We start from the raw sequence: 18,432 nt of genomic DNA on the forward strand, positions 1-18,432 counted from the left end.
TGATAGGGGGAATCCTAGGGGTCAAAGCGGTGTGTCATCGAGCGGATACGTGTTTGATCTGGAGAATGACACTCCTTTTGGGTGGCTACCTGTCGGAGCGCTTGCCAGAGTCTGTGTCAAAGGTCCCTACAAAGCACGGAATCAAGGCTTATCGCTAGTCCTCCGACGCCTTGCCACTCGAACGAGTCGCACCCGCGGCAGCGCCGGCCTTGACTCCACCGTCCTTGTTGCCCGACGGAGCCTCAAAGGATTCCAACGCCTCCAGCACGTCCTGGACACGGGAGATCTCCGCATTGATGTCCTGACGGCGCCGCACCAGCACTTCGAGCTCGCGCTTGCCCTCCTCGACCGTGCGCCGTGCCTCCTGCTCGGCGTCGGCCTTGATCTTCTGAGCCTCGGCGACGAGCGAGTTCTTCTTCTGCTCGGCCTCCTTGAGGAGACCCTCCGCCTTGCGTACGGCGGCGATCCGCACCTTGCTCGCCTCGGAATTGGCCTCCGCCACCAGGTCCTTGGCCTTCGCCTCGGCCTTGGCGAGGGACTCCTCGGCGGCCTTGATGAGCGCGTCGCACCGGTCGCCCGCCGCCCGCATCGTCTCCGCCGACTCGCGGCGGGCGCGGTCGTGCAGCGCTTCGATCTCGGTGGTGATCCGCTCGCGCAGCTCCTCCGCTCGCTCCCTGATCGCGGTCGCGTCCCGGCGAGCGCCGACCAACAGCTCGTCGGCGTCCGTACGGGCCCGCTCCACCCGGGAGTTGCCCTCCACCGTCGCCTCGGAGACGAGCCGCTCCGCTTCCTTGCGGGCCGCGCCGACCATGCTGTCGGCCTGCTTCTCGGCGTCCGCCGTGGTCTTCTGCGCGGTCTGCTGGGACTCCGAGAGCAGCTTGTCGGCCTCCGACGCCGTCTCCGAGATGAGGGTGTCGACCTGCTCGGCCGCCTCGGAGCGCCGCTTGTTGGCCTCCTTGCGAGCCTCGTCCGTAGTCCGTTCCGCCTCTTCGCGCGCGGCCGACGTGAGCCGCTCCGCCTCCGCCTCGGCATCGGCCTTGAGGCGCGCCGCCTCGGCGCGGGTCCGCTCGCTGTGCTGCTGCGCGGAGCCGACCGTCGCCGCCGCCTCGGCGCGCAGCCGCTCCGCGTCGCCGGTCGCGTCCGAGATGAGACGCTCGGCCTTGGCCACCGATTCCGCGCGCACTCGCTCGGCCTCGGCGTTCGTCTCCACCGTGAGCCGCTCCGCCTCGGACCGCGCCTCGTTGATCAGCGTGTCCGCCTGCGTGGCCGCGTCCGAACGGATCCGGTTCGCATCCTCGCGGGCCTCGCCCCTCGTACGTGAAGCGTCCTGCTCGGCGTTGGCGATGACGTCGGACGCCTCGGCGCGGACGCGCTGGGAGTGCTCGGCGGCCTCCGAACGCAGCCGCTCGGATTCGGCGATCGCATCCGAAACCGTGCGCTCCGCCAGTGCCTTGGCGGCCTCCGACTCCTCGGACGCCTCCCGTCGGACCCGGCTCGCGTCGTCGCCGGCCCGCTCCCGCTCCGCGTAGGCGTCGGCGCGGACCCGGTCGGCCTCCGCCTGCGCCTCGGTCCGCACCCGCTCCGCCGCGTGCTCGGCGGCGGACCTGAGACCGGTGATCTCCTCCTGGGCCTGCTCGTGCAGCCCGGCCACCGAGTCCCGCACCTGCTGCGCGGTCTGCTCGGCGTTCGAGACCATCTCGGTCGCGCGCCGGTCGGCCTCCTCGACCAGCCGTACGGCCTCGGCCTGGGCCTCCTCCACCCGCTTGCGCGCGGAAGCGAGCAGCTCCTCGCTCTGCTCGCGGGCCCGCTCACGCTCCTGGTCGGCCTCCTGGCGCGCCGAACCGAGAAGCTCCTCGGCCTCGCGGCGCCGCCGCTGGGCCTCCTCCTGCGCGGCGGCCAGCGCTTCGGCGGCCTCGGCCGCCAGCCGCTCGGCGGCGGCCTGTGCCTCCGCCCGTACCCGGTCCGCGCTGTCCTGAGCCTCCGACTTCAGCCGCTCGGCCTCCGCCGCGGCCTCCGAACGCAGTCGTACGGCGATGTTCTCGCCCTCGGCCCGGGAGGCGGACGCGTCCGCCGCGGCCTCGTCCCGCAGCCGCTCGGCCTCCGCCTCGGCCTGCGCCTGGAGCGTACGGATCCGCTCGGCGGACTCCGAACGCAGCCGGTCCGTCTCCTCCGCGGCCTCACGGCGCAGCCGCTCGGCCTCCGCGCGGGCCTCGCCGAGCGCCTGCTCCGCCGAGGCGACCCGCTGCTCGGCCTCGGTGTGCAGCCGGGCCAGCCCCTCGGCGGCCTCTTCGCGGCGGGCCGCTATGGCCCGCTCGGTCTCCTCGCGGAGCGCCTGAGCTGCCCGTTCGGCGTCCGCCTTGACGCCCTCGGCCTGCTCCTCGGCCTCCGTGCGGTGCCGCTCGGCCTCCGAGCGGGTCCGCTCCAGGGTTTCCTCGGCCTGCCGGCGCAAGGTCGTGGCGCGCTCGATGGCCTCGGTGCGCACCCGCTGGCTGTCGGTCGTGGCGACCGACCGCAGTTCGTCGGCGTCCGCCTTGGCCTTGGCAAGCAGTTCCTCGGCGGTCTTGGCCGCCTCCTCGATCTGCTGGACGGCCTCGCGCCTGGCCTCGCTGCGGATCCGCTCACCCTCGGCGTTGGCCTCGCCGCGCAACTGCTCGGCCTCGCCGCGCAGCCGGCGCGCCTCCTCCTGGAGCTCGACCGTCTTGGCGCGGTACTCCTTGGTGTCGTCCTTCGCCGTGCCCTTGAGCTGCTCGGCGATGTCGTGCGCCTCGGCACGCAGCCGGTCCGCCTCGGCCTCCGCCTTGCTGCGGATCCGCTCGGCCTCCTCGGTGGCGGCCTTGGTGGTCGATTTGGCTTCCTCGGACGCCCTGTTCAGGACCTCCTCGGCGGTACGGGCCGCCTTGGCGAGCTGGGACGCGGTCTCCTCGGCGGTGAGACTGCGCGCGTTCTCCTCGGCCTCCGCGACGATCTTCTCGGCCTTGGCCTTGGCCTCCGCGACGACCTGCTCGGCGTCGGCCTTGGTGGTCTCGGCCTCCTGGTTGGCCTCGTTGACCAGCCGGGCGACCTGCTCCTTCGCCGTCCGCGTGCGCTGCTCGTTCGTCGACTCGGCGGTGGCCAGGGCCTTGGCCGCGGCCTCCTTCGCCTCGGCGAGAGTCTTCTCCGCCTCGGCGCGCGCCTCGCGCAGCGCCGCCTCGGCCTCGGCCGCGCGCTGCTCGGCGGCCCGGCTCAGCTCGGTGGCCTGACGGCGGGCGGAGTCCGACTCGGTCGCCGTGGAGCTGCGCAGCTGCTCGGCGTGGTCGGTGGCCTCCTGGGCCTGCGTGGACGCCGCGTTCAGCAGCCGCTCGGCGTCCGTGCGGGCCCGGCGCAGTAGCGCCTCGGCCTCGGCGCGGGCCGACTCGGCGTCGGCGTTCAGCCGCTGACGGGCCTCGGCGGCGACCCGCTCGGCCTCCGCGCGGGCGGCGGCCAGCGCCTGGTCGGCCTCGGCGCGCGACTCATCGAGGAGCCGGCGGGCCTGCTGCTCGGTGCGGGCGCGCAGCTGCTCCGCCCACGCCACGTTCTCGTTGACGTGCGACTCGACGGTCTGCCGGCGCTCGCCCAGCTCCTGGTCCAGCTGCTGGCGGCGGGTGACCGCCTCCTGGTGCAGCTCCGCCTGGAGACGGGCGGCCTGCTCGGCATGCTCCTGGAGGATGCGCTGGGTCTGCGCGCGGGCCTGGCTCATCTCGCGCTCGGCGTCGGCGCGCAACTGGTCGGCCTGGATCTGCGCGTTACGAAGGAGCTGCTCGGCCTGGTAGCCGAGGTCACCGCCGTCGTAGGCAGGCCGGGTCGCCAGACTGCGGCGCGCCTCGTGCAGCTTGGCGCGCAGCACCTCGACCTGATAGCCGAGGTCCTCGGCGTGCTGGACGGCCTTTTCCCGCTCGGTCTTCAGCCGCTCCATCTCGGCCTCGAACCGAGAGAGGTGGTCGACGTCAGCCGCCGGCTCTCGCTCCTGGCGTTCGTAGCCCCGCACTGCGCGGTCCCATCCGTCCCCTGGTCGCAAGTCTCTCCAAACGAGCTCCGTCCATCCGCCGAACGGGGCCCCCGGGGAATGGTGTCAGATCACCGGCGGAGCATGGGCCGCTGCCCCGACGCTCGTCCCGCCTGTCCCCCGAAAACCTGGACCCCGGCCCTCGAATCCTCATCGACAAGGACCCGGGCCGCCCCGCTGAGGCGGCGGCCGTCCCCAACCCTACCGGCCCATATGTACGTGGGTCAGTGCTCAGGTGACTCAACAGGCGCCGAAGTCACCAGTTCTGTCAGGACGCCATGGCAATCCTTTGGATGCAGGAACGTGATCCGGGAGCCCATCGAGCCGATCCGGGGCTCGTCGTACAGCACTCGTACGCCCTTGTCCTTGATGTCGGCGGCATCGGCGTCCACGTCCGCGGTGCCGAAAGCGATGTGATGGACCCCCTCGCCGTTCTTCGCCAGCCACTTCGCGACGGTGGAGTCCTCGCGGGTGGGTTCGAGCAACTGGAGGTAGGAAGCACCGCCGTCGGAAGTACCGTTGATCCTGATCATGGCCTCCCGGACGCCCTGCTCCTCGTTGACCTCGGAGTGGAAGACCTCGAAGCCGTACGTGGCCCGGTAGAACTCGACGGTCTTGTCGAGGTCGAAACAGGCGATCCCGATGTGGTCGATTCGCGTCAGCATGGAGTCAGTGCAGCGCTCCTGCGGCGGTTACGCAACGTGCGCGCGATCACACTCCACGCCGGATGACGGGTGGCCTACCGCTCAGTACATTCAAAGTAAACCCTCGTTCACTCCTCAGCTGTGCAGCTGAAAGGGGATCGCACCTCATGTCAGGAACGAACAGCAGTACCTCGGTGATCGTCGCGGGCGCCCGTACGCCCATGGGACGGTTGCTGGGCTCGCTGAAGTCCTTCTCCGGGGCAGACCTCGGTGGCTTCGCGATCAAGGCCGCCCTCGACCGTGCGGGTATCGACGGCGACCAGGTGCAGTACGTGATCATGGGCCAGGTGCTCCAGGCCGGGGCAGGGCAGATCCCGGCACGCCAGGCCGCGGTCAAGGCGGGCATCCCGATGAGCGTCCCGGCGCTCACCATCAACAAGGTGTGCCTCTCGGGCCTCGACGCCATCGCACTCGCCGACCAGCTCATCCGTGCAGGTGAGTTCGAGATCGTCGTCGCGGGCGGCCAGGAATCCATGACGAACGCGCCCCACCTCCTCCCGAAGTCCCGCGAGGGCTACAAGTACGGCGCGATCGAGATGCTCGACGCCATGGCGTACGACGGCCTCACCGACGCCTTCGAGAACATCGCCATGGGCGAGTCGACGGAGAAGCACAACACCCGGCTCCGCATCGCCCGCCCCGAGCAGGACGCGGTCGCGGCCCTCTCGCACCAGCGGGCGGCCGCCGCCCAGAAGGACGGCGTCTTCGCGGCGGAGATCACGCCGGTGGAGATTCCGCAGCGCAAGGGCGAGCCCGTCGTCTTCAGCGAGGACGAGGGCATCCGCGCCGAGACGACGGCGGAATCCCTGGGCAAGCTGCGCCCGGCGTTCACCAAGGACGGCACGATCACGGCCGGCACGTCGTCCCAGATCTCGGACGGCGCCGCCGCCGTCGTGGTCATGAGCAAGGCGAAGGCGCTGGAGCTGGGCCTCGACTGGATCGCCGAGATCGGCGCCCACGGGAACGTCGCAGGGCCGGACAACTCGCTCCAGTCGCAGCCGTCCAACGCCATCCTGGACGCCCTGAAGAAGGAGGGCCTGGACGTCTCGGACCTCGACCTGATCGAGATCAACGAGGCCTTCGCCGCGGTCGCCGTGCAGTCAATGAAGGACCTCGGGGTGTCCACCGACAAGGTGAACGTCAACGGCGGAGCCATTGCCCTGGGTCACCCGATCGGGATGTCCGGCGCCCGCCTCGTCCTGCACCTCGCCCTCGAACTGAAGCGGCGGGGCGGCGGTGTGGGTGCCGCCGCGCTGTGCGGTGGCGGCGGACAGGGTGACGCGCTGATCGTGCGGGTACCCAAGGGCTGAGTACTTCTGTTCGTACGTCTCTACTCGGAACGGAGCTGTGATGGAGGACGTCGCCTCGCTGGTGGCCCAGGCCAGAGAAGGCCGGCCGCGGGCCGTGGCCAGGCTGATCTCCCTGGTGGAAGGGGCGTCCGAGCAGCTCCGCGAGGTGATGGCGGCTCTGGCACCGCTCGCCGGGAACGCGTACGTCGTCGGCCTCACGGGGTCGCCGGGCGTGGGCAAGTCGACGGCCACGTCTGCGCTCGTGACCGCGTACCGCAAGCAGGGCAGGCGGGTCGGTGTCCTCGCCGTCGACCCGTCCTCCCCTTTCTCGGGAGGCGCACTGCTCGGCGACCGCGTGCGGATGTCCGAGCACGCCTCCGATCCCGGGGTGTACATCCGCTCCATGGCGACCCGGGGCCATCTCGGAGGACTCGCGTGGTCGGCCCCCCAGGCGATCCGTGTCCTGGACGCGGCGGGCTGCGACGTGATCCTGGTCGAGACCGTCGGCGTCGGCCAGTCCGAGGTCGAGATCGCCTCCCAGGCCGACACCTCGGTCGTCCTCCTCGCCCCCGGCATGGGCGACGGCATCCAGGCGGCCAAGGCCGGAATCCTGGAGATCGGAGACCTGTACGTCGTCAACAAGGCCGACCGGGACGGGGCCGACGCCACCGCCCGCGAGCTGAACCACATGCTCGGGCTCGGCGAGTCCCGTGGCCCCGGTGACTGGCGCCCGCCGATCGTCAAGACCGTCGCCGCGCGGGGCGAGGGCATCGACGAGGTCGTCGAAGCCCTGGAGAAGCACCGGGCGTGGATGGAGGAGCACGGGGTGCTCGTCGAACGCCGCCGTGCCCGGGCGTCCAAGGAGGTCGAGACGATCGCCGTGACAGCCCTGCGCCAACGCATCGGCGACCTCCACGGCGACCGCCGCCTCAGCGCACTCGCGGAGCGGATCGTGGCGGGCGAGCTGGATCCCTACCGGGCGGCGGATTCGCTGGTGGAGGGCCTACGGGAGGCCTGAGGCTCGGGTTTTTCGCCCCCTCCGCCCCTACCCGTCCTGTACCTGGGGCTGCCGCCCCCAGACCCCGGACGGGCTGGAGTCAGCCCCTCCGGCGTTTGAGGAGCGGGGGTCCTGGGGGCGGCACCCCCAGGCGGGGTCTGGGGCAGAGCCCCAGGAACAAGGGACGGGCAGGGGCGGAGGGGGCGAGAAACCCTCCTGGTCAGCTCTCCGCCCCCGCTGTTAAGTTGACCCCCATGTTCCTCCTCATGGCATAGGGCCCGCCCAGGCCGCGGCCGTCGCGGCACTCAGGCGCCCCCTTCCGCCCTCTCGCCGAGGAACATTCCCATGTCCGCGTCACCTTCGCGGCGGCCTTCGTACGCCGCCGTCCTCCGCATCCCCCACACCCGCCGCACCTTCACCACGGCCCTCGTCGGCAGACTGTCGTACGGCATGGTCTCCCTGGCCATGCTGCTGACAGTGACCCGGGCGACCGGGTCGTACGCCGTGGCCGGCGCGGTCCTGGCGCTGTTCGGTGCCACGAGCGTGTTCCTGTCGCCCGCGAGGGCGGCCCTGATCGACCGGTACGGCCCCCGCCGTGCCCTCACCCCCATGGCCTCGCTCTACGCGACGCTCCTCGGAGCCTTCGCGGCGACCGCCTGGCGCCCGGAGGCACCGCCGGTGCTACTCGGCGCGCTGGCCGTGGCGGCGGGCGCCTGCACGCCCCCGCTCGGTCCCACGATGCGCGCCGTCTGGGGCGAAGTCGTCGAGGACCGGCGGCTGCTGCAACGGGCGTACAGCCTGGACGGCGTGGCGGAGGAGATCCTCTTCGTCTCCGGGCCGCTGATGGTGGGCGGAGTGGTGCAGTTCGCACCGCCCGCCGCCGCCGTCGCCCTCAGCGCCGTGCTGGTGTGGACGGGGACCCTCGGGTTCGTTCTGTCGCCGGTGGTGGCGGGCGTACGGCCCGCTGCCGTCAAGGCCGAGCGGTCCCGGGCCCGGTTGCGCGGCGGCCGCGCCCTCGCGCAGCCCGTTGTCGTCGCGGCGGGCGTCGGACTGGCGCTCGGCGCCTTGGACCTGCTGGTCATGGCCTTCGCCGAGCAGCGCCACCACGGGGACGATGTGGTGGCCTGGGTCCTCGCCGCCCTGTCGGCGGGCAGCGCGGTGGGCGGGCTGCTGAACGGAGCCGTCAACTGGCGTACGTCCGCGAAGGCGCGGCTGCCGCTGATGGCCGGTGGCGTGGGGCTCGCCCTGCTCGCCGCCGGACTGGCCCCGGGGCTCGGCACACTGACCGTCGCGGTGGCCTGCGCCGGCTTCTTCGTGGCCCCGGCGCTGACCACGTCGTACCTGATCGCGGACGAGGCCGCCCCTCCGGGTTTCCGCACTCAGGCGGGCGCCTGGGTCAACACCGCCGTGAATGCGGGCAGTTCGGCCGGTGCGGCGGGCGTGGGCCTGCTGGTCGGCCGGCTGTCCCTGGGGTGGTGCTTCGCGGTATCGGGCGGCATGGCTCTGGTGGCGGGTCTGGCCGCGGTACGAGGTGCAGGCGCCGCGTCCGCCGTCCCGTGCCCCTCAGGCGCGCCCATGGATTCGGCGAAGGCCGGCTCCGTCTGATCGCCCCCGCGCCCGCGAGAGGCGCGGGGGGCCGATAACCAGCTCGGCCCACGGCCGAAGTCGCTGCTCAAGCCGAGGGTTGGCGCTTGGCCCGCCGAAGTCGGATGCCCAGGACGAGCGTTGGCGCGTGCTCCGCCGAAGTCGGCTGCCCGGGTCGAGCGTTACGGCTTGCCCCGCTGCCCTCGCAGATGCTCCGCGATCGGAGTCAGCGTCTTGTGGAGTTCCTCCAGCGCCTCCGGCGACAGCAGGTCCATGAAGTGGCGCCGCACGGAGGCCACATGGTGCGGTGCGACCTTCCGCATCGTCTCCATGCCGTGGTCGGTGAGGACCGCGAACAGCCCTCGGCGGTCGGACTCGCAGTTCTCCCGGCGCACCAGGTCCGCGTTCTCCATGCGCGTGATCTGGTGCGAGAGGCGGCTCTTGGACTGGAGGGTGGCGGACGCGAGGTCGCTCATCCGCATCCGTACGTCCTCCGACTCGGAGAGGTTCACGAGGATCTCGTAGTCGTTCATGGTCAGGCCGAACGGTTGCAGGTCCCTCTCGAGCTGGTAGGTCAACAGCCTGTTGACCTCCAGGTGGGTGCGCCAGGCACACTGCTCCGCATTGGTCAGCCAGCGCGTGGCCGTCTCGGTCTCCATAAGTGAAGTCTACCTAAAATGTTGAAAGGCGAACTAGTGAGGGCGGTGTGACTACGCGCACGCGTTCGATGTCACACTCCGCAGACTACCGCTCACAGCCCGAAGCGACGCTGGAGGTCTCCCAGCTGTCCGGGAAGGCGCGGTGCGCCTGGCTGTTGTCCGTGCCGGCCGGGTACCCCGCTCGCGCCGGGTACTCCCGCCTGCTGCGGGACTGCCCCCGTGGCCAGCTCGGCCATGAGGGTCTCGGTGGACTGGAGCAGCACCGTGCCGGCCCCCACGAACTCGAACTGGTGCTCCTCTCCGGAGGCCCCGCCGATGCCTGTCATTGCACGTAGGCCGCCCATTACGCCTGTCATGTACCCATGGTCGTAGTGGTGGCACGGGGAGGGGCAGTCCGCCCAGCCGACCAGGGCCTGTGGGTCGACCCGGATCGGGGGTTCCATGAACACCACCGGACCGTTCGAGGCGGCCACGAACTTGCCCGTTCCGATGAGCGTCAGGAACCCCGGCACGATCGACTGCTTGAGTGCGAGAGTTGGCTGAAAAGCGAGCAGATTGCCGGAGCGAATGGTCAGGTTGCCGTTTTCCAGGTCGTACGAATTCACGTCGAAGGCCCGGTCGGCGAGGAGCATCTTGCCCGAGCCCTCCGCCACGACCCAGTCGCTAGCGTGCAGAGGCGAATGGAAGGACGTACGGACGAGTCGGTCGAGCCGGCCGTGGCCGATGCCGTTGAAGTCGATCGAGCCGTAGTAGGCGATCATCTTGCCCTTCTGCAGGAACCACTGGCTCCCCTTGAGCTCCACGCAGAAGGTGTAGTTGTTCACGTTGTCGTCGACCGGCAGTGTCATCGGGTCGTACACGGTCGGCCCCGAAGCTCCGTATCCGCTCACAACTTCTCCTCCGAGGCCTGGACGTACACCGCGCCGTTGCCGCTCAGCTCCAGCTGGAACGCCTCGCCCGAGCCACGGCCCACCATGTCGCGCCAGCCGAGCGCCGTGGACAGCTTGTTGCGTACGTCGCCGTGGTGTGCGACGTACGCCTGCGGGTCGACGTGGACCGGGCGCTGCGGGGTGATCGGGATCTCGAACACGCCGCCGTGGGCCATGACGGCGACGGCGCCGTGCCCCTTCAGGGTGGTCGTGAAGAGTCCCTGGCCGGTCACCTGACCGCGCACCATGCCCATCACCCCGCCCTGCGAGCCCATGAACATCGTGCCCTGCTGGAGTGCGCCGTCGAAGGCGAGCAGCCGGTCCGCCTCCACGTACAGGGTGTCGCCGGTGAGGCCGATCACCTGGATGTGGTGGCCGCCGTGCCCGAAGAGCACCGTGCCGGAACCCTCGACGGTCATCAGCGGGGTGGCCTCGTTCGCCAGGCGGCGGCCCAGCATCGACATCACCCCGCCCTGACCGCCCTGGATGTTGGGCGTGAAGGACACATCGCCCTTGTAGGCGAGCATCGCCCCGCGCTGACTGAACATTCGCTGGCCGGGCAGCACGGTGGCCTCGACCATCTTCGAGTTGATCTCCCGGAAGGGCATGTCACACATCCCCCGCGATCGTGTTCCGCTCGCTGGGCTGTACGTAGACCAGGCCGTCGCCCTCGAAGCGGATCTGGAAGGCCTCGCCGCCGCCCTCGCCCATGAACGTGCGGAACGTCACACCCGACTGGAAGGACTGCCGCACATTGCCCTGGTGCGCGATGTACGCGCCGGGGTCGACGGTCAGTGGGTACTGCGCGCTCACCCGCAGCACCACCGCCGGACCGTCGGACATGATCGCCGCCTGGCCGTGGCCCTCGACGGTCGTGGTGAACAGCCCGTTGCCCTGCGTGGCACCGCGCATGCCCGTGAACGACGTGCCGGTACGCAGCCCGGCATCCGTCACGAGCAGATTGCTCGACTCGACGTACAGCTTGTCCCCCTGGAGATTCACGAGGTTGATCTCGGCAGCCCGGTCCGCGAACCAGCAGGTCCCGTGCCCCTTCACCTCCATCACCGTCATCTGCTCACCGGTGAGGCGCCGGGTCACCATCCCCCGGACACCCTCACCGCCGCCGCTCATCTTCTTGAAGGCCATCTGGCCGTCGTACGCCACCATCGAGCCGTTCTTCGCCTTCACGGCGTCCCCGGTCATGTCGACGGCCAGCACCTTGCTGCCTTGAAGTCGGAACATCGCCACGCTGTGACGGTAGCCGCCGGGTGCGGTCCGCCAAAAGGGCCTACGGGTGGATCTCATCCCTGATCGGACCCCTAGGGGCCGGGGGAGCGGACCGGGCGCGCGGCCCCCGCACCCCCCGCCGGGACGGCCGGAACCCGGGTGCCACAATGGCTCGGACGCTTGTGCCTGGGTTCACAAAGCGCCGTTCCTGCCGAAAGCGCGACTCCCACCGAAGGTGACCCGTGGACATCAAGACCGCCAGCGCCCTCCGCCGCCTCCGCCTGGTCTCGGCCCCCGAGGCGATCTCCTTCCTCCTCCTGCTCGTCTGCTCGGTGCTGAAGCGGACCACGGACTTCAACGCGGTGCCCGTCATGGGCGCGGTCCACGGCCTCCTCTTCATCCTGTACGTGATCTTCTGGGCGGACGCCTGGAACCGCACCAAGTGGGGCCTAGGCACCGCGGCCCTCTACTTCGTCCTCTCCGTGCTGCCCACCGGCGGCTTCTTCGCCGAGCGCAAGCTGCGGCACGAGGCCGAGGCCGCGGTGATCGCCTCCCGCGCCCGGCGCGAGGGTGTGGTGAAGACGTCATGATCGTCGCCTTCTCCGTGACACCGCTGGGCGTCGGCGAGGACGTCGGGGAGTACGTCGCCGACGCCGTCCGGGTCGTACGCGAGTCGGGGCTGCCCAACCGCACCGACGCGATGTTCACCTCGATCGAGGGCGAGTGGGACGAGGTGATGGCCGTGGTCAAGCGCGCCGTCGCCGTCGTCGAGGAGCGCGCCCCGCGCGTCTCGGTCGTCCTGAAGGCGGACATCCGTCCCGGTGTGACGGACGGTCTGAAGTCCAAGGTCGAGACGGTGGAACGCCACTTGTCCGCGTAGGCCTCAGGCAGCCAGACCCCGGTCCATGTGGGCCGGGGTTTTGTCGTGTCCGCTCCGGCGGGGCCGGTTACCCCATCGGACGCGCCCAGTTCGACACGCCACCAAATCTCCACTTGTGTATGGGTATCGGCTCGTTCGATCACCGGACAAGTTCAATCACTGGAGGGCGCTGTGCGGCCCGAGGGCTACGACTACGACACCTACAGCCGTCTCGCCGGACCGCTCACGCAGCCGTCCGCCTCGGCGTACCAGGTGCAGTACACCAAGCTCCTCTCGCGAGAGCCGCACCGGATACGCGCCGTCCTGCTGATGACCTTCGCGCCGATCCTCACCGGCGTACTCCTCGTCTACCTGGTGTGGCCGAGCCACTGGGTGGAGCGCGAAGGCGGCGCCCGCTGGCTGGTGGGGCTCGACATCGCGATGCTCATAGCCATCGGCCTGATCGAGCTGTTCATGGTCGTCAACGTGATCAGCATCGCGCACGCCACGATGGTGGCGCGGGACCCGATACCCGTCGAGGCCCAGGAAGGGACCCGGGTCGCCTTCCTCACCACATACGTGCCCGGCAAGGAACCCCTCGCCATGGTCCGCGCGACACTCGAAGGCGCCGTCGCGGTCACCCACACCGGACCCGTGGACGTCTGGCTCCTCGACGAGGGCAACGACGAACAGGCCAAGGCGCTCTGCGCGGAACTCGGCGTCCGGCACTTCACCCGGTTCGGTGTCCCGGAGTGGAACCGCGACAAGGGCGTCCACAAGGCCCGTACCAAACACGGCAACTACAACGCGTGGATCGCGATGCACGGCAAGGAGTACGAGTTCTTCGCCTCCGTCGACACCGACCACGTCCCGCTCCCCAACTTCCTTGAGCGGATGATGGGTTACTTCCGGGACCCGGACGTCGCCTTCGTCGTCGGCCCGCAGGTCTACGGCAACTACGAGAACCCCGTCACCAAGGCGGCCGAGTCCCAGCAGTTCCTCTTCCACGCGCTGATCCAGCGTGCCGGCAACTGCTACCGCGCGCCCATGTTCGTCGGCACCAACAACGTCGTACGCATCACGGCCGTCCGTCAGGTCGGCGGCCTGTACGACTCCATCACCGAGGACATGGCCACCGGGTTCGAGCTGCACCGCCACAAGAACCCGAAGACCGGCAGGCACTGGCGGTCCGTCTACACCCCGGACGTGCTCGCCGTGGGGGAGGGGCCCGCCTCCTGGACGGACTTCTTCACGCAGCAGATGCGCTGGTCGCGGGGGACCTACGAGACGCTGTTCAAGCAGTACTGGAAGGCGCCGTTCACGATGCCTGCCGGCCGCCTCTTCTCGTACACGATGATGCTCGTCTACTACCCGATGACGGCCGTCAACTGGCTGCTTGGCATCATGAGTTGCTTCCTCTTCCTGTGGTTCGGCGCGTCCGGTACGCAGGTCGCCGCCTCCGTCTGGCTGATGCTCTACAGCGACGCGGCCGCCCTCCAGATCGGCCTCTACCTCTGGAACCGGCGGCACAACGTCTCCCCGCACGAACCCGAAGGCTCCGGCGGCCTCGCGGGGATGGCGATGTCGGCGCTCTCCGCGCCCATCTATCTCAAGTCGCTGGGCGAGGCCCTGATCCGCCGGCCCAGCCGCTTCGTGGTCACGCCCAAGGGCGGCGAGGCCAACCCCGACCGGCTGCTGACCTTCCGTATCCACCTCACCTGGGCGGCGCTGCTCGGCGTCTCGCTCGCCGCGTCGGTCGTCCTCGACCACACCCACGCGGCCATGCGCACCTGGGCGCTGCTGGCCATGGGGATTTCGCTCGCCCCGGTCGGGGTGTGGCTCTCCACCGTGCTCAAGGAACGCAGGGCCCGGCAGCTGCCCCTCGCGACGACCGCACGGATCACGGAGGCCGTCGAACCCGCCCTCGCGACCAGCGGCAGCACGGCCGCGGTCACCAGCTCCACGACAGGAGGCAACTAGGCCATGGCCTACCAGCCCTCGCAGAAGACGAAGAAGACCGTGCTGGGCATCGGCGGCATAGTCGTGCTCGCCGGCCTCAACGCACCCGCCGCGCTCGGCTTCGCCAGCGAGAAGTACTACGAGTACAAGATCGCGCAGCCCGGCTACAAGGCGAAGTACGGCTCCTGGAGCCACCTCGACATCCCCGACGACTACCGCACCAACGCCATCCACGCCGCCCTGCTGCACACCGGCAAGGTGTTGATCGTCGCCGGCTCGGGGAACGAGAAGCGGAAGTTCGACAAGGGGTCCTTCGACACCGTCCTGTGGGACCCGACGACCGACACCTTCAAGAAGATCCCGACCCCCGACGACTTCTTCTGCTCGGGGCACGCCCAACTCCCCAGCGGCAGAATGCTGGTGGCGGGCGGCACCGCCCGCTACGAACTGCTCGAAGGCGAGGTCGAGCGGGCCGGCGGCGGTATGCGCGTGAAGAACGAGAACCCCGACAAGGCGGTCCTCCTGAAGAAGGGCACCCGCTTCCGCTCACCCGCCGGCGTCGAGTACGTCAGCAAGGTCGACGTCAAGATCCCCAAGGCCAAGCGCACGCAGAAGGTCACGTACAACCGCGCGGGCGTCATGCAGCCCTGGAAGACCAGGATCGTCGCGAGCGAGGCCCGGGTCTTCGTGGAGGCGACCGAGGAGGGCCCGACGTCGGCCACCGACAAGCAGGCCCAGTACGAGATCGTCGGCCTGAAGGGCAAGGACGCCGACAACACGTACGGCCTCTCCGAGAAGATCACCCTGGAGAAGCAGGACTTCCAAGGGATCAGAGCCGCCTACGAGTTCGATCCGAAGGCCGAGAAGTACATCCCGGTCGACCCGATGAAGAAGGCCCGCTGGTACCCGACGCTCGTCGGGCTCGACGACGGGCGGGTCCTCGCGGTGTCCGGCCTCGACGACGTCGGCGCGATCGACCCGGGCGACAACGAGATCTACGACCCGAAGACGAAGAAGTGGACGCCGGGGCCCAAGCGTTACTTCCCCACCTACCCCGCGCTCTTCCTCACCAAGGGCGGCAAGCTCTTCTACCCGGCGTCCAACGCCGGTTACGGGCCCGCCGAGATGGGTCGCGAGCCCGGCATCTGGGACCTGAAGACCAACAAGTTCGAGAAGGTCCCGGGGCTGCGCGACCCGGACGAGACGGAGACGTCCGCCTCGCTGCTGCTGCCGCCCGCGCAGGACCAGAAGGTGATGATCCTCGGCGGCGGAGGCGTCGGCGAGTCCAAGGAGTCGACCCCGCGCACCGCCGTCGTCGACCTCAAGAAGGGCAGCCCGTCCTTCGAGGACGGCCCCGACCTCCCCCAGGGCACCCGGTACTTGAACAGCGTGATCATGCCGGACGACTCCGTCTTCACCACCAACGGCTCCGAGGACTACCGCGGTCGCAGCGCTAGCAACATCCTCAAGGCGCAGTTCTACGACCCCAAGGGCAACGCCTTCCGCGAGGCCGCCTCCCCGAAGGTCGGCCGCAACTACCACTCCGAGGCCCTGCTGTTGCCCGACGGCCGCGTCGCCACCTTCGGCTCCGACCCGCTCTTCGACGATCAGCAGAACACCAAGCTGGGCCACTTCGAACAGCGCATGGAGATCTTCACCCCGCCCGCCCTGCACAAGAACGGCAAGAACCGCCCGGTGCTGGGTGACGGCCCGAACACACTAGACAGCAAGCGGCGCGCGACCTTCGCCACCGAGTACCCGGAGCGCGTGGTCAAGGCCCGGCTGATGCGCCCGAGCGCGGTGACTCACACGACCGACGTCGAGCAGCGCTCCATCGAACTCGGGCTCACCAAGACCAAGAACTCGGTCACCGTCGACGTACCGAGTGACCGGGCTCTGGTGCCGCCGGGCTGGTACATGCTCTTCGTGACGGACGGGGAGGGCACGCCGTCGGAGGCGAAGTGGATCCAGGTGCGGTGAACCGGCCTGCCGTGCCTACGACTTGGAGTTGCGCGCCAGAGCCAGCGCGTACTCCGGCCACCACTGACCGGCGTTCGGCCCGCCCTCGCAGGTGCCGTCCGACTCCCCGGGCCGTTTGATCCACAGATAGGCGTCCAGGGCGGGCTCGCCCGTGTCGGTGGTCGGCCGGGTGCCCAGCGCCCGGCCCGACGGGTTGCACCAGACGCCGGGCAGTGGCCCGTTGCCGTTGCGGCTGGAGTCGATGACGAAGTGCTTGCCGCCGAGGTCCTGGGAGAGATGGAGGCCGTACGCCTTCGTCACCGCGTCCGTCTGGAAGTTGGAGACGTTGAGCGCGAAGCCGTCCGCGTTCTCGATGCCGGCCCGCTTCAGCGGGTCCACCAGCTTCCACGGCTCCTGGATCCAGGACGGGTTGCCCGCGTCCAGGTACACCTGCGTGTTCGGCTGCTGCTTCAGCCGGACGACCGCCTCGCCGAGCAACTGCTCGCGCTCGGCGTGGTACTCGGCGGGAGTGCAGCCGTCCACGATGTGCGCGACCGCGTCGGGCTCCAGCACCACCAGCGCCTTGCTGTCGCCGAGCGCGTCCGCGAACTTCCCGATCCACGCCCGGTAGGCCTCCGCGTCACTCGCCCCGCCCGCCGAGTGCTGGCCGCAGTCCCGGTGCGGGATGTTGTACGCGACGAACAGCGCCGTCCGCCCCTCCCGGGCCGCCGAAGTGGCCGCGGCCGCGACCGCCGGGGCCGGGTCGATCTCACCGGCCGGCCACAGCGCGAGGGGCTGCCCGGCGATCCGCTCCAGCAGTGCGGCGTCCGCTGTGCGGCCCTGCCGCTCCCACAGCTGGATCTGCGCGGCGGCGGAACTGGCCGGATCGACCCAGAAGGGAGAGGCCGGCGTGGGGCTCGCCTTCCTGGTGTCGGCGCCGGCGACGGAAGCCTCGTCGACATCGGGCACGGACGCGCAGCCCGCCGCGAGCCCGAGCGCCGCGAGTGCGGCGAAGGTACGGATCAGCCGGGACATCCTGCCCCCTTGAGCGAAGGTGACTTTCAGTGACGATTCATCGGTAATCGTTGCATAGGGCGCTTAATCGACATGGATACGACACTGAGGCGGTGGGGTGCGGGGCGGTGTTCTGCCGAGCCTTCCGGGCCGCGGACCGAAAGGCGAGACAGGGCTGACCACCATGTGACCGGCCGGTAAGGTCTTTGGCGTGTCGAAGCCGCTCAGCCTTGCCTTTGATCCCATCGCCCGTGCCGACGAGCACTGGAAACAGCGGTGGGGCTCGGTGCCGTCCATGGCGGCGATCACCTCGATCATGCGCGCGCACCAGATCCTGCTCGCCGAGGTGGACGCGGTGGTCAAGCCGTACGGGCTGACGTTCGCGCGGTACGAGGCGCTGGTGCTGCTCACCTTCTCCAAGGCGGGCGAGCTGCCGATGTCCAAGATCGGCGAACGGCTCATGGTGCATCCGACGTCCGTGACGAACACGGTGGACCGGCTGGTGAGGTCCGGGCTCGTCGACAAGCGCCCCAACCCCAATGACGGCCGCGGCACGCTCGCGTCCATCACCGACAAGGGGCGCGAGGTGTGTGACGCGGCCACCGAGGACCTGATGGCGATGGACTTCGGGCTCGGCGCGTACGACGCCGAGGAGTGCGCGGAGATCTTCGCGATGCTGCGGCCGCTGCGGGTCGCTGCGCGGGACTTCGACGAGGAGTAGGGCGCGGTCGATACGCCGTCGTGCGTTGTCGTGCGTTGTCGTGTGTGGTCGTACGCGGGGAAGGGCCCCTCCGTCACGAGCCGGGGGCGCCCGAAGATCGCCCGAAACCGGTGGTTACGCTCGTCTCCATGAAGAAAAGCGTGCTGACCCGCTATCGCGTCATGGCCTACGTCACCGGTGTGCTGCTGGTCCTGCTGTGCCTGTGCATGATCGGCAAGTATGTGCTCGACATCGACGGAGCGACCGACGCCACCCGGGTCGTGTCCATCGCGCACGGCTGGCTGTACGTCGTGTATCTGATCTTCGCCTTCGACCTGGGCTCCAAGGCGAAGTGGCCGGTCGCCAAGCAGCTGTGGGTGCTGCTCGCGGGGACCGTTCCGACGGCCGCGTTCTTCGTGGAGCGCCGGATCTCGCGTGAGCTCGCGGACAGGGTCACGGACGACTCTCCCGTGGTCGCCAAGGTGTAAGCACGTCATTCCTGCCGCCGTACGGGCAACCTGCGGCGGTCAG

Annotated in this window: 16 protein-coding genes; 9 read left to right on the plus strand and 7 right to left on the minus strand. The window is 69.8% G+C overall.

Annotated features, from left to right (window positions below; genetic code table 11):
- Nucleotides 1–154: 154 nt before the first annotated feature.
- Together scy and mce are read right to left on the minus strand one after the other, a co-directional pair.
- Nucleotides 155–4,003, minus strand: coding sequence for a polarized growth protein Scy (gene scy / locus ACFYPC_RS03290; protein WP_388669820.1), 3,849 nt, complete (start codon nucleotides 4,001–4,003; stop codon nucleotides 155–157).
- A 242-nt stretch (nucleotides 4,004–4,245) separates the two neighbouring features.
- The gene (mce, locus tag ACFYPC_RS03295; protein ID WP_384390066.1) at nucleotides 4,246–4,686 is read right to left on the minus strand and encodes a methylmalonyl-CoA epimerase; all 441 of its coding nucleotides are present in this window, start codon (nucleotides 4,684–4,686) and stop codon (nucleotides 4,246–4,248) included.
- Nucleotides 4,687–4,832: 146 nt separating this feature from the next.
- On the opposite strand from mce, the gene ACFYPC_RS03300 reads away from it, so the two are divergent.
- The 3 genes from ACFYPC_RS03300 to ACFYPC_RS03310 all read left to right on the plus strand — a co-directional run bounded on the left by ACFYPC_RS03300 (nucleotide 4,833) and on the right by ACFYPC_RS03310 (nucleotide 8,616).
- A complete protein-coding gene (locus tag ACFYPC_RS03300; RefSeq protein ID WP_388669823.1) occupies nucleotides 4,833–6,035 on the plus strand; it encodes an acetyl-CoA C-acetyltransferase in 1,203 nt (400 codons plus the stop codon).
- A gap of 40 nt (nucleotides 6,036–6,075) precedes the next feature.
- Nucleotides 6,076–7,032: a methylmalonyl Co-A mutase-associated GTPase MeaB gene (gene meaB / locus ACFYPC_RS03305; protein ID WP_388669826.1), complete on the plus strand. Its 957-nt coding sequence runs from the start codon at nucleotides 6,076–6,078 to the stop codon at nucleotides 7,030–7,032.
- Nucleotides 7,033–7,356: 324 nt separating this feature from the next.
- Nucleotides 7,357–8,616, plus strand: coding sequence for an MFS transporter (locus tag ACFYPC_RS03310; RefSeq protein WP_388669829.1), 1,260 nt, complete (start codon nucleotides 7,357–7,359; stop codon nucleotides 8,614–8,616).
- 161 nt (nucleotides 8,617–8,777) lie between these two features.
- On the opposite strand, the gene ACFYPC_RS03315 is transcribed toward ACFYPC_RS03310, so the two are convergent.
- The 4 genes from ACFYPC_RS03315 to ACFYPC_RS03330 all read right to left on the minus strand — a co-directional run bounded on the left by ACFYPC_RS03315 (nucleotide 8,778) and on the right by ACFYPC_RS03330 (nucleotide 11,425).
- Nucleotides 8,778–9,254 carry a MarR family winged helix-turn-helix transcriptional regulator gene (locus tag ACFYPC_RS03315; RefSeq protein WP_388669832.1) on the minus strand — a complete coding sequence of 159 codons (477 nt, stop codon included), beginning with the start codon at nucleotides 9,252–9,254 and terminating at the stop codon, nucleotides 8,778–8,780.
- A 92-nt stretch (nucleotides 9,255–9,346) separates the two neighbouring features.
- Nucleotides 9,347–10,144, minus strand: coding sequence for an AIM24 family protein (locus tag ACFYPC_RS03320; protein WP_388669835.1), 798 nt, complete (start codon nucleotides 10,142–10,144; stop codon nucleotides 9,347–9,349).
- Nucleotides 10,141–10,791, minus strand: coding sequence for an AIM24 family protein (locus ACFYPC_RS03325; RefSeq protein WP_385731747.1), 651 nt, complete (start codon nucleotides 10,789–10,791; stop codon nucleotides 10,141–10,143). The genes ACFYPC_RS03320 and ACFYPC_RS03325 overlap by 4 nt, the downstream gene beginning before the upstream one ends.
- 1 nt (nucleotide 10,792) lies before the next feature.
- Nucleotides 10,793–11,425, minus strand: a complete 633-nt coding sequence (locus ACFYPC_RS03330; protein WP_388670061.1) for an AIM24 family protein — start codon at nucleotides 11,423–11,425, stop codon at nucleotides 10,793–10,795.
- A 227-nt stretch (nucleotides 11,426–11,652) separates the two neighbouring features.
- On the opposite strand from ACFYPC_RS03330, the gene ACFYPC_RS03335 reads away from it, so the two are divergent.
- The 4 genes from ACFYPC_RS03335 (at nucleotide 11,653) to ACFYPC_RS03350 (ending at nucleotide 16,208) form a co-directional block, all read left to right on the plus strand.
- Complete coding sequence (locus tag ACFYPC_RS03335; RefSeq protein ID WP_388669838.1) at nucleotides 11,653–12,000, plus strand: DUF3817 domain-containing protein; 348 nt, start codon at nucleotides 11,653–11,655, stop codon at nucleotides 11,998–12,000.
- On the plus strand, nucleotides 11,997–12,290 hold the full coding sequence (locus ACFYPC_RS03340) for an MTH1187 family thiamine-binding protein (protein ID WP_388669841.1): 294 nt from the start codon (nucleotides 11,997–11,999) through the stop codon (nucleotides 12,288–12,290). Before ACFYPC_RS03335 ends, ACFYPC_RS03340 begins: the two co-directional genes overlap by 4 nt.
- 171 nt (nucleotides 12,291–12,461) lie before the next feature.
- On the plus strand, nucleotides 12,462–14,249 hold the full coding sequence (locus ACFYPC_RS03345) for a glycosyltransferase family 2 protein (RefSeq protein WP_388669844.1): 1,788 nt from the start codon (nucleotides 12,462–12,464) through the stop codon (nucleotides 14,247–14,249).
- A gap of 3 nt (nucleotides 14,250–14,252) precedes the next feature.
- Complete coding sequence (locus ACFYPC_RS03350; protein ID WP_388669848.1) at nucleotides 14,253–16,208, plus strand: galactose oxidase-like domain-containing protein; 1,956 nt, start codon at nucleotides 14,253–14,255, stop codon at nucleotides 16,206–16,208.
- A 15-nt stretch (nucleotides 16,209–16,223) separates the two neighbouring features.
- On the opposite strand, the gene ACFYPC_RS03355 is transcribed toward ACFYPC_RS03350, so the two are convergent.
- Nucleotides 16,224–17,222 (minus strand): glycoside hydrolase family 6 protein, encoded by a 999-nt coding sequence (locus ACFYPC_RS03355; protein ID WP_388669852.1) that lies wholly within the window; start codon nucleotides 17,220–17,222, stop codon nucleotides 16,224–16,226.
- Between the two features lie 190 nt (nucleotides 17,223–17,412).
- On the opposite strand from ACFYPC_RS03355, the gene ACFYPC_RS03360 reads away from it, so the two are divergent.
- The gene (locus ACFYPC_RS03360; protein WP_388669855.1) at nucleotides 17,413–17,922 is read left to right on the plus strand and encodes a MarR family winged helix-turn-helix transcriptional regulator; all 510 of its coding nucleotides are present in this window, start codon (nucleotides 17,413–17,415) and stop codon (nucleotides 17,920–17,922) included.
- Nucleotides 17,923–18,050: 128 nt separating this feature from the next.
- Nucleotides 18,051–18,389, plus strand: a complete 339-nt coding sequence (locus ACFYPC_RS03365) for a DUF3817 domain-containing protein (protein ID WP_388669857.1) — start codon at nucleotides 18,051–18,053, stop codon at nucleotides 18,387–18,389.
- The last annotated feature ends 43 nt before the right edge of the window (nucleotides 18,390–18,432 follow it).

It is taken from the genome of Streptomyces sp. NPDC005808 (assembly GCF_042871385.1).
Lineage (GTDB): Bacteria > Actinomycetota > Actinomycetes > Streptomycetales > Streptomycetaceae > Streptomyces.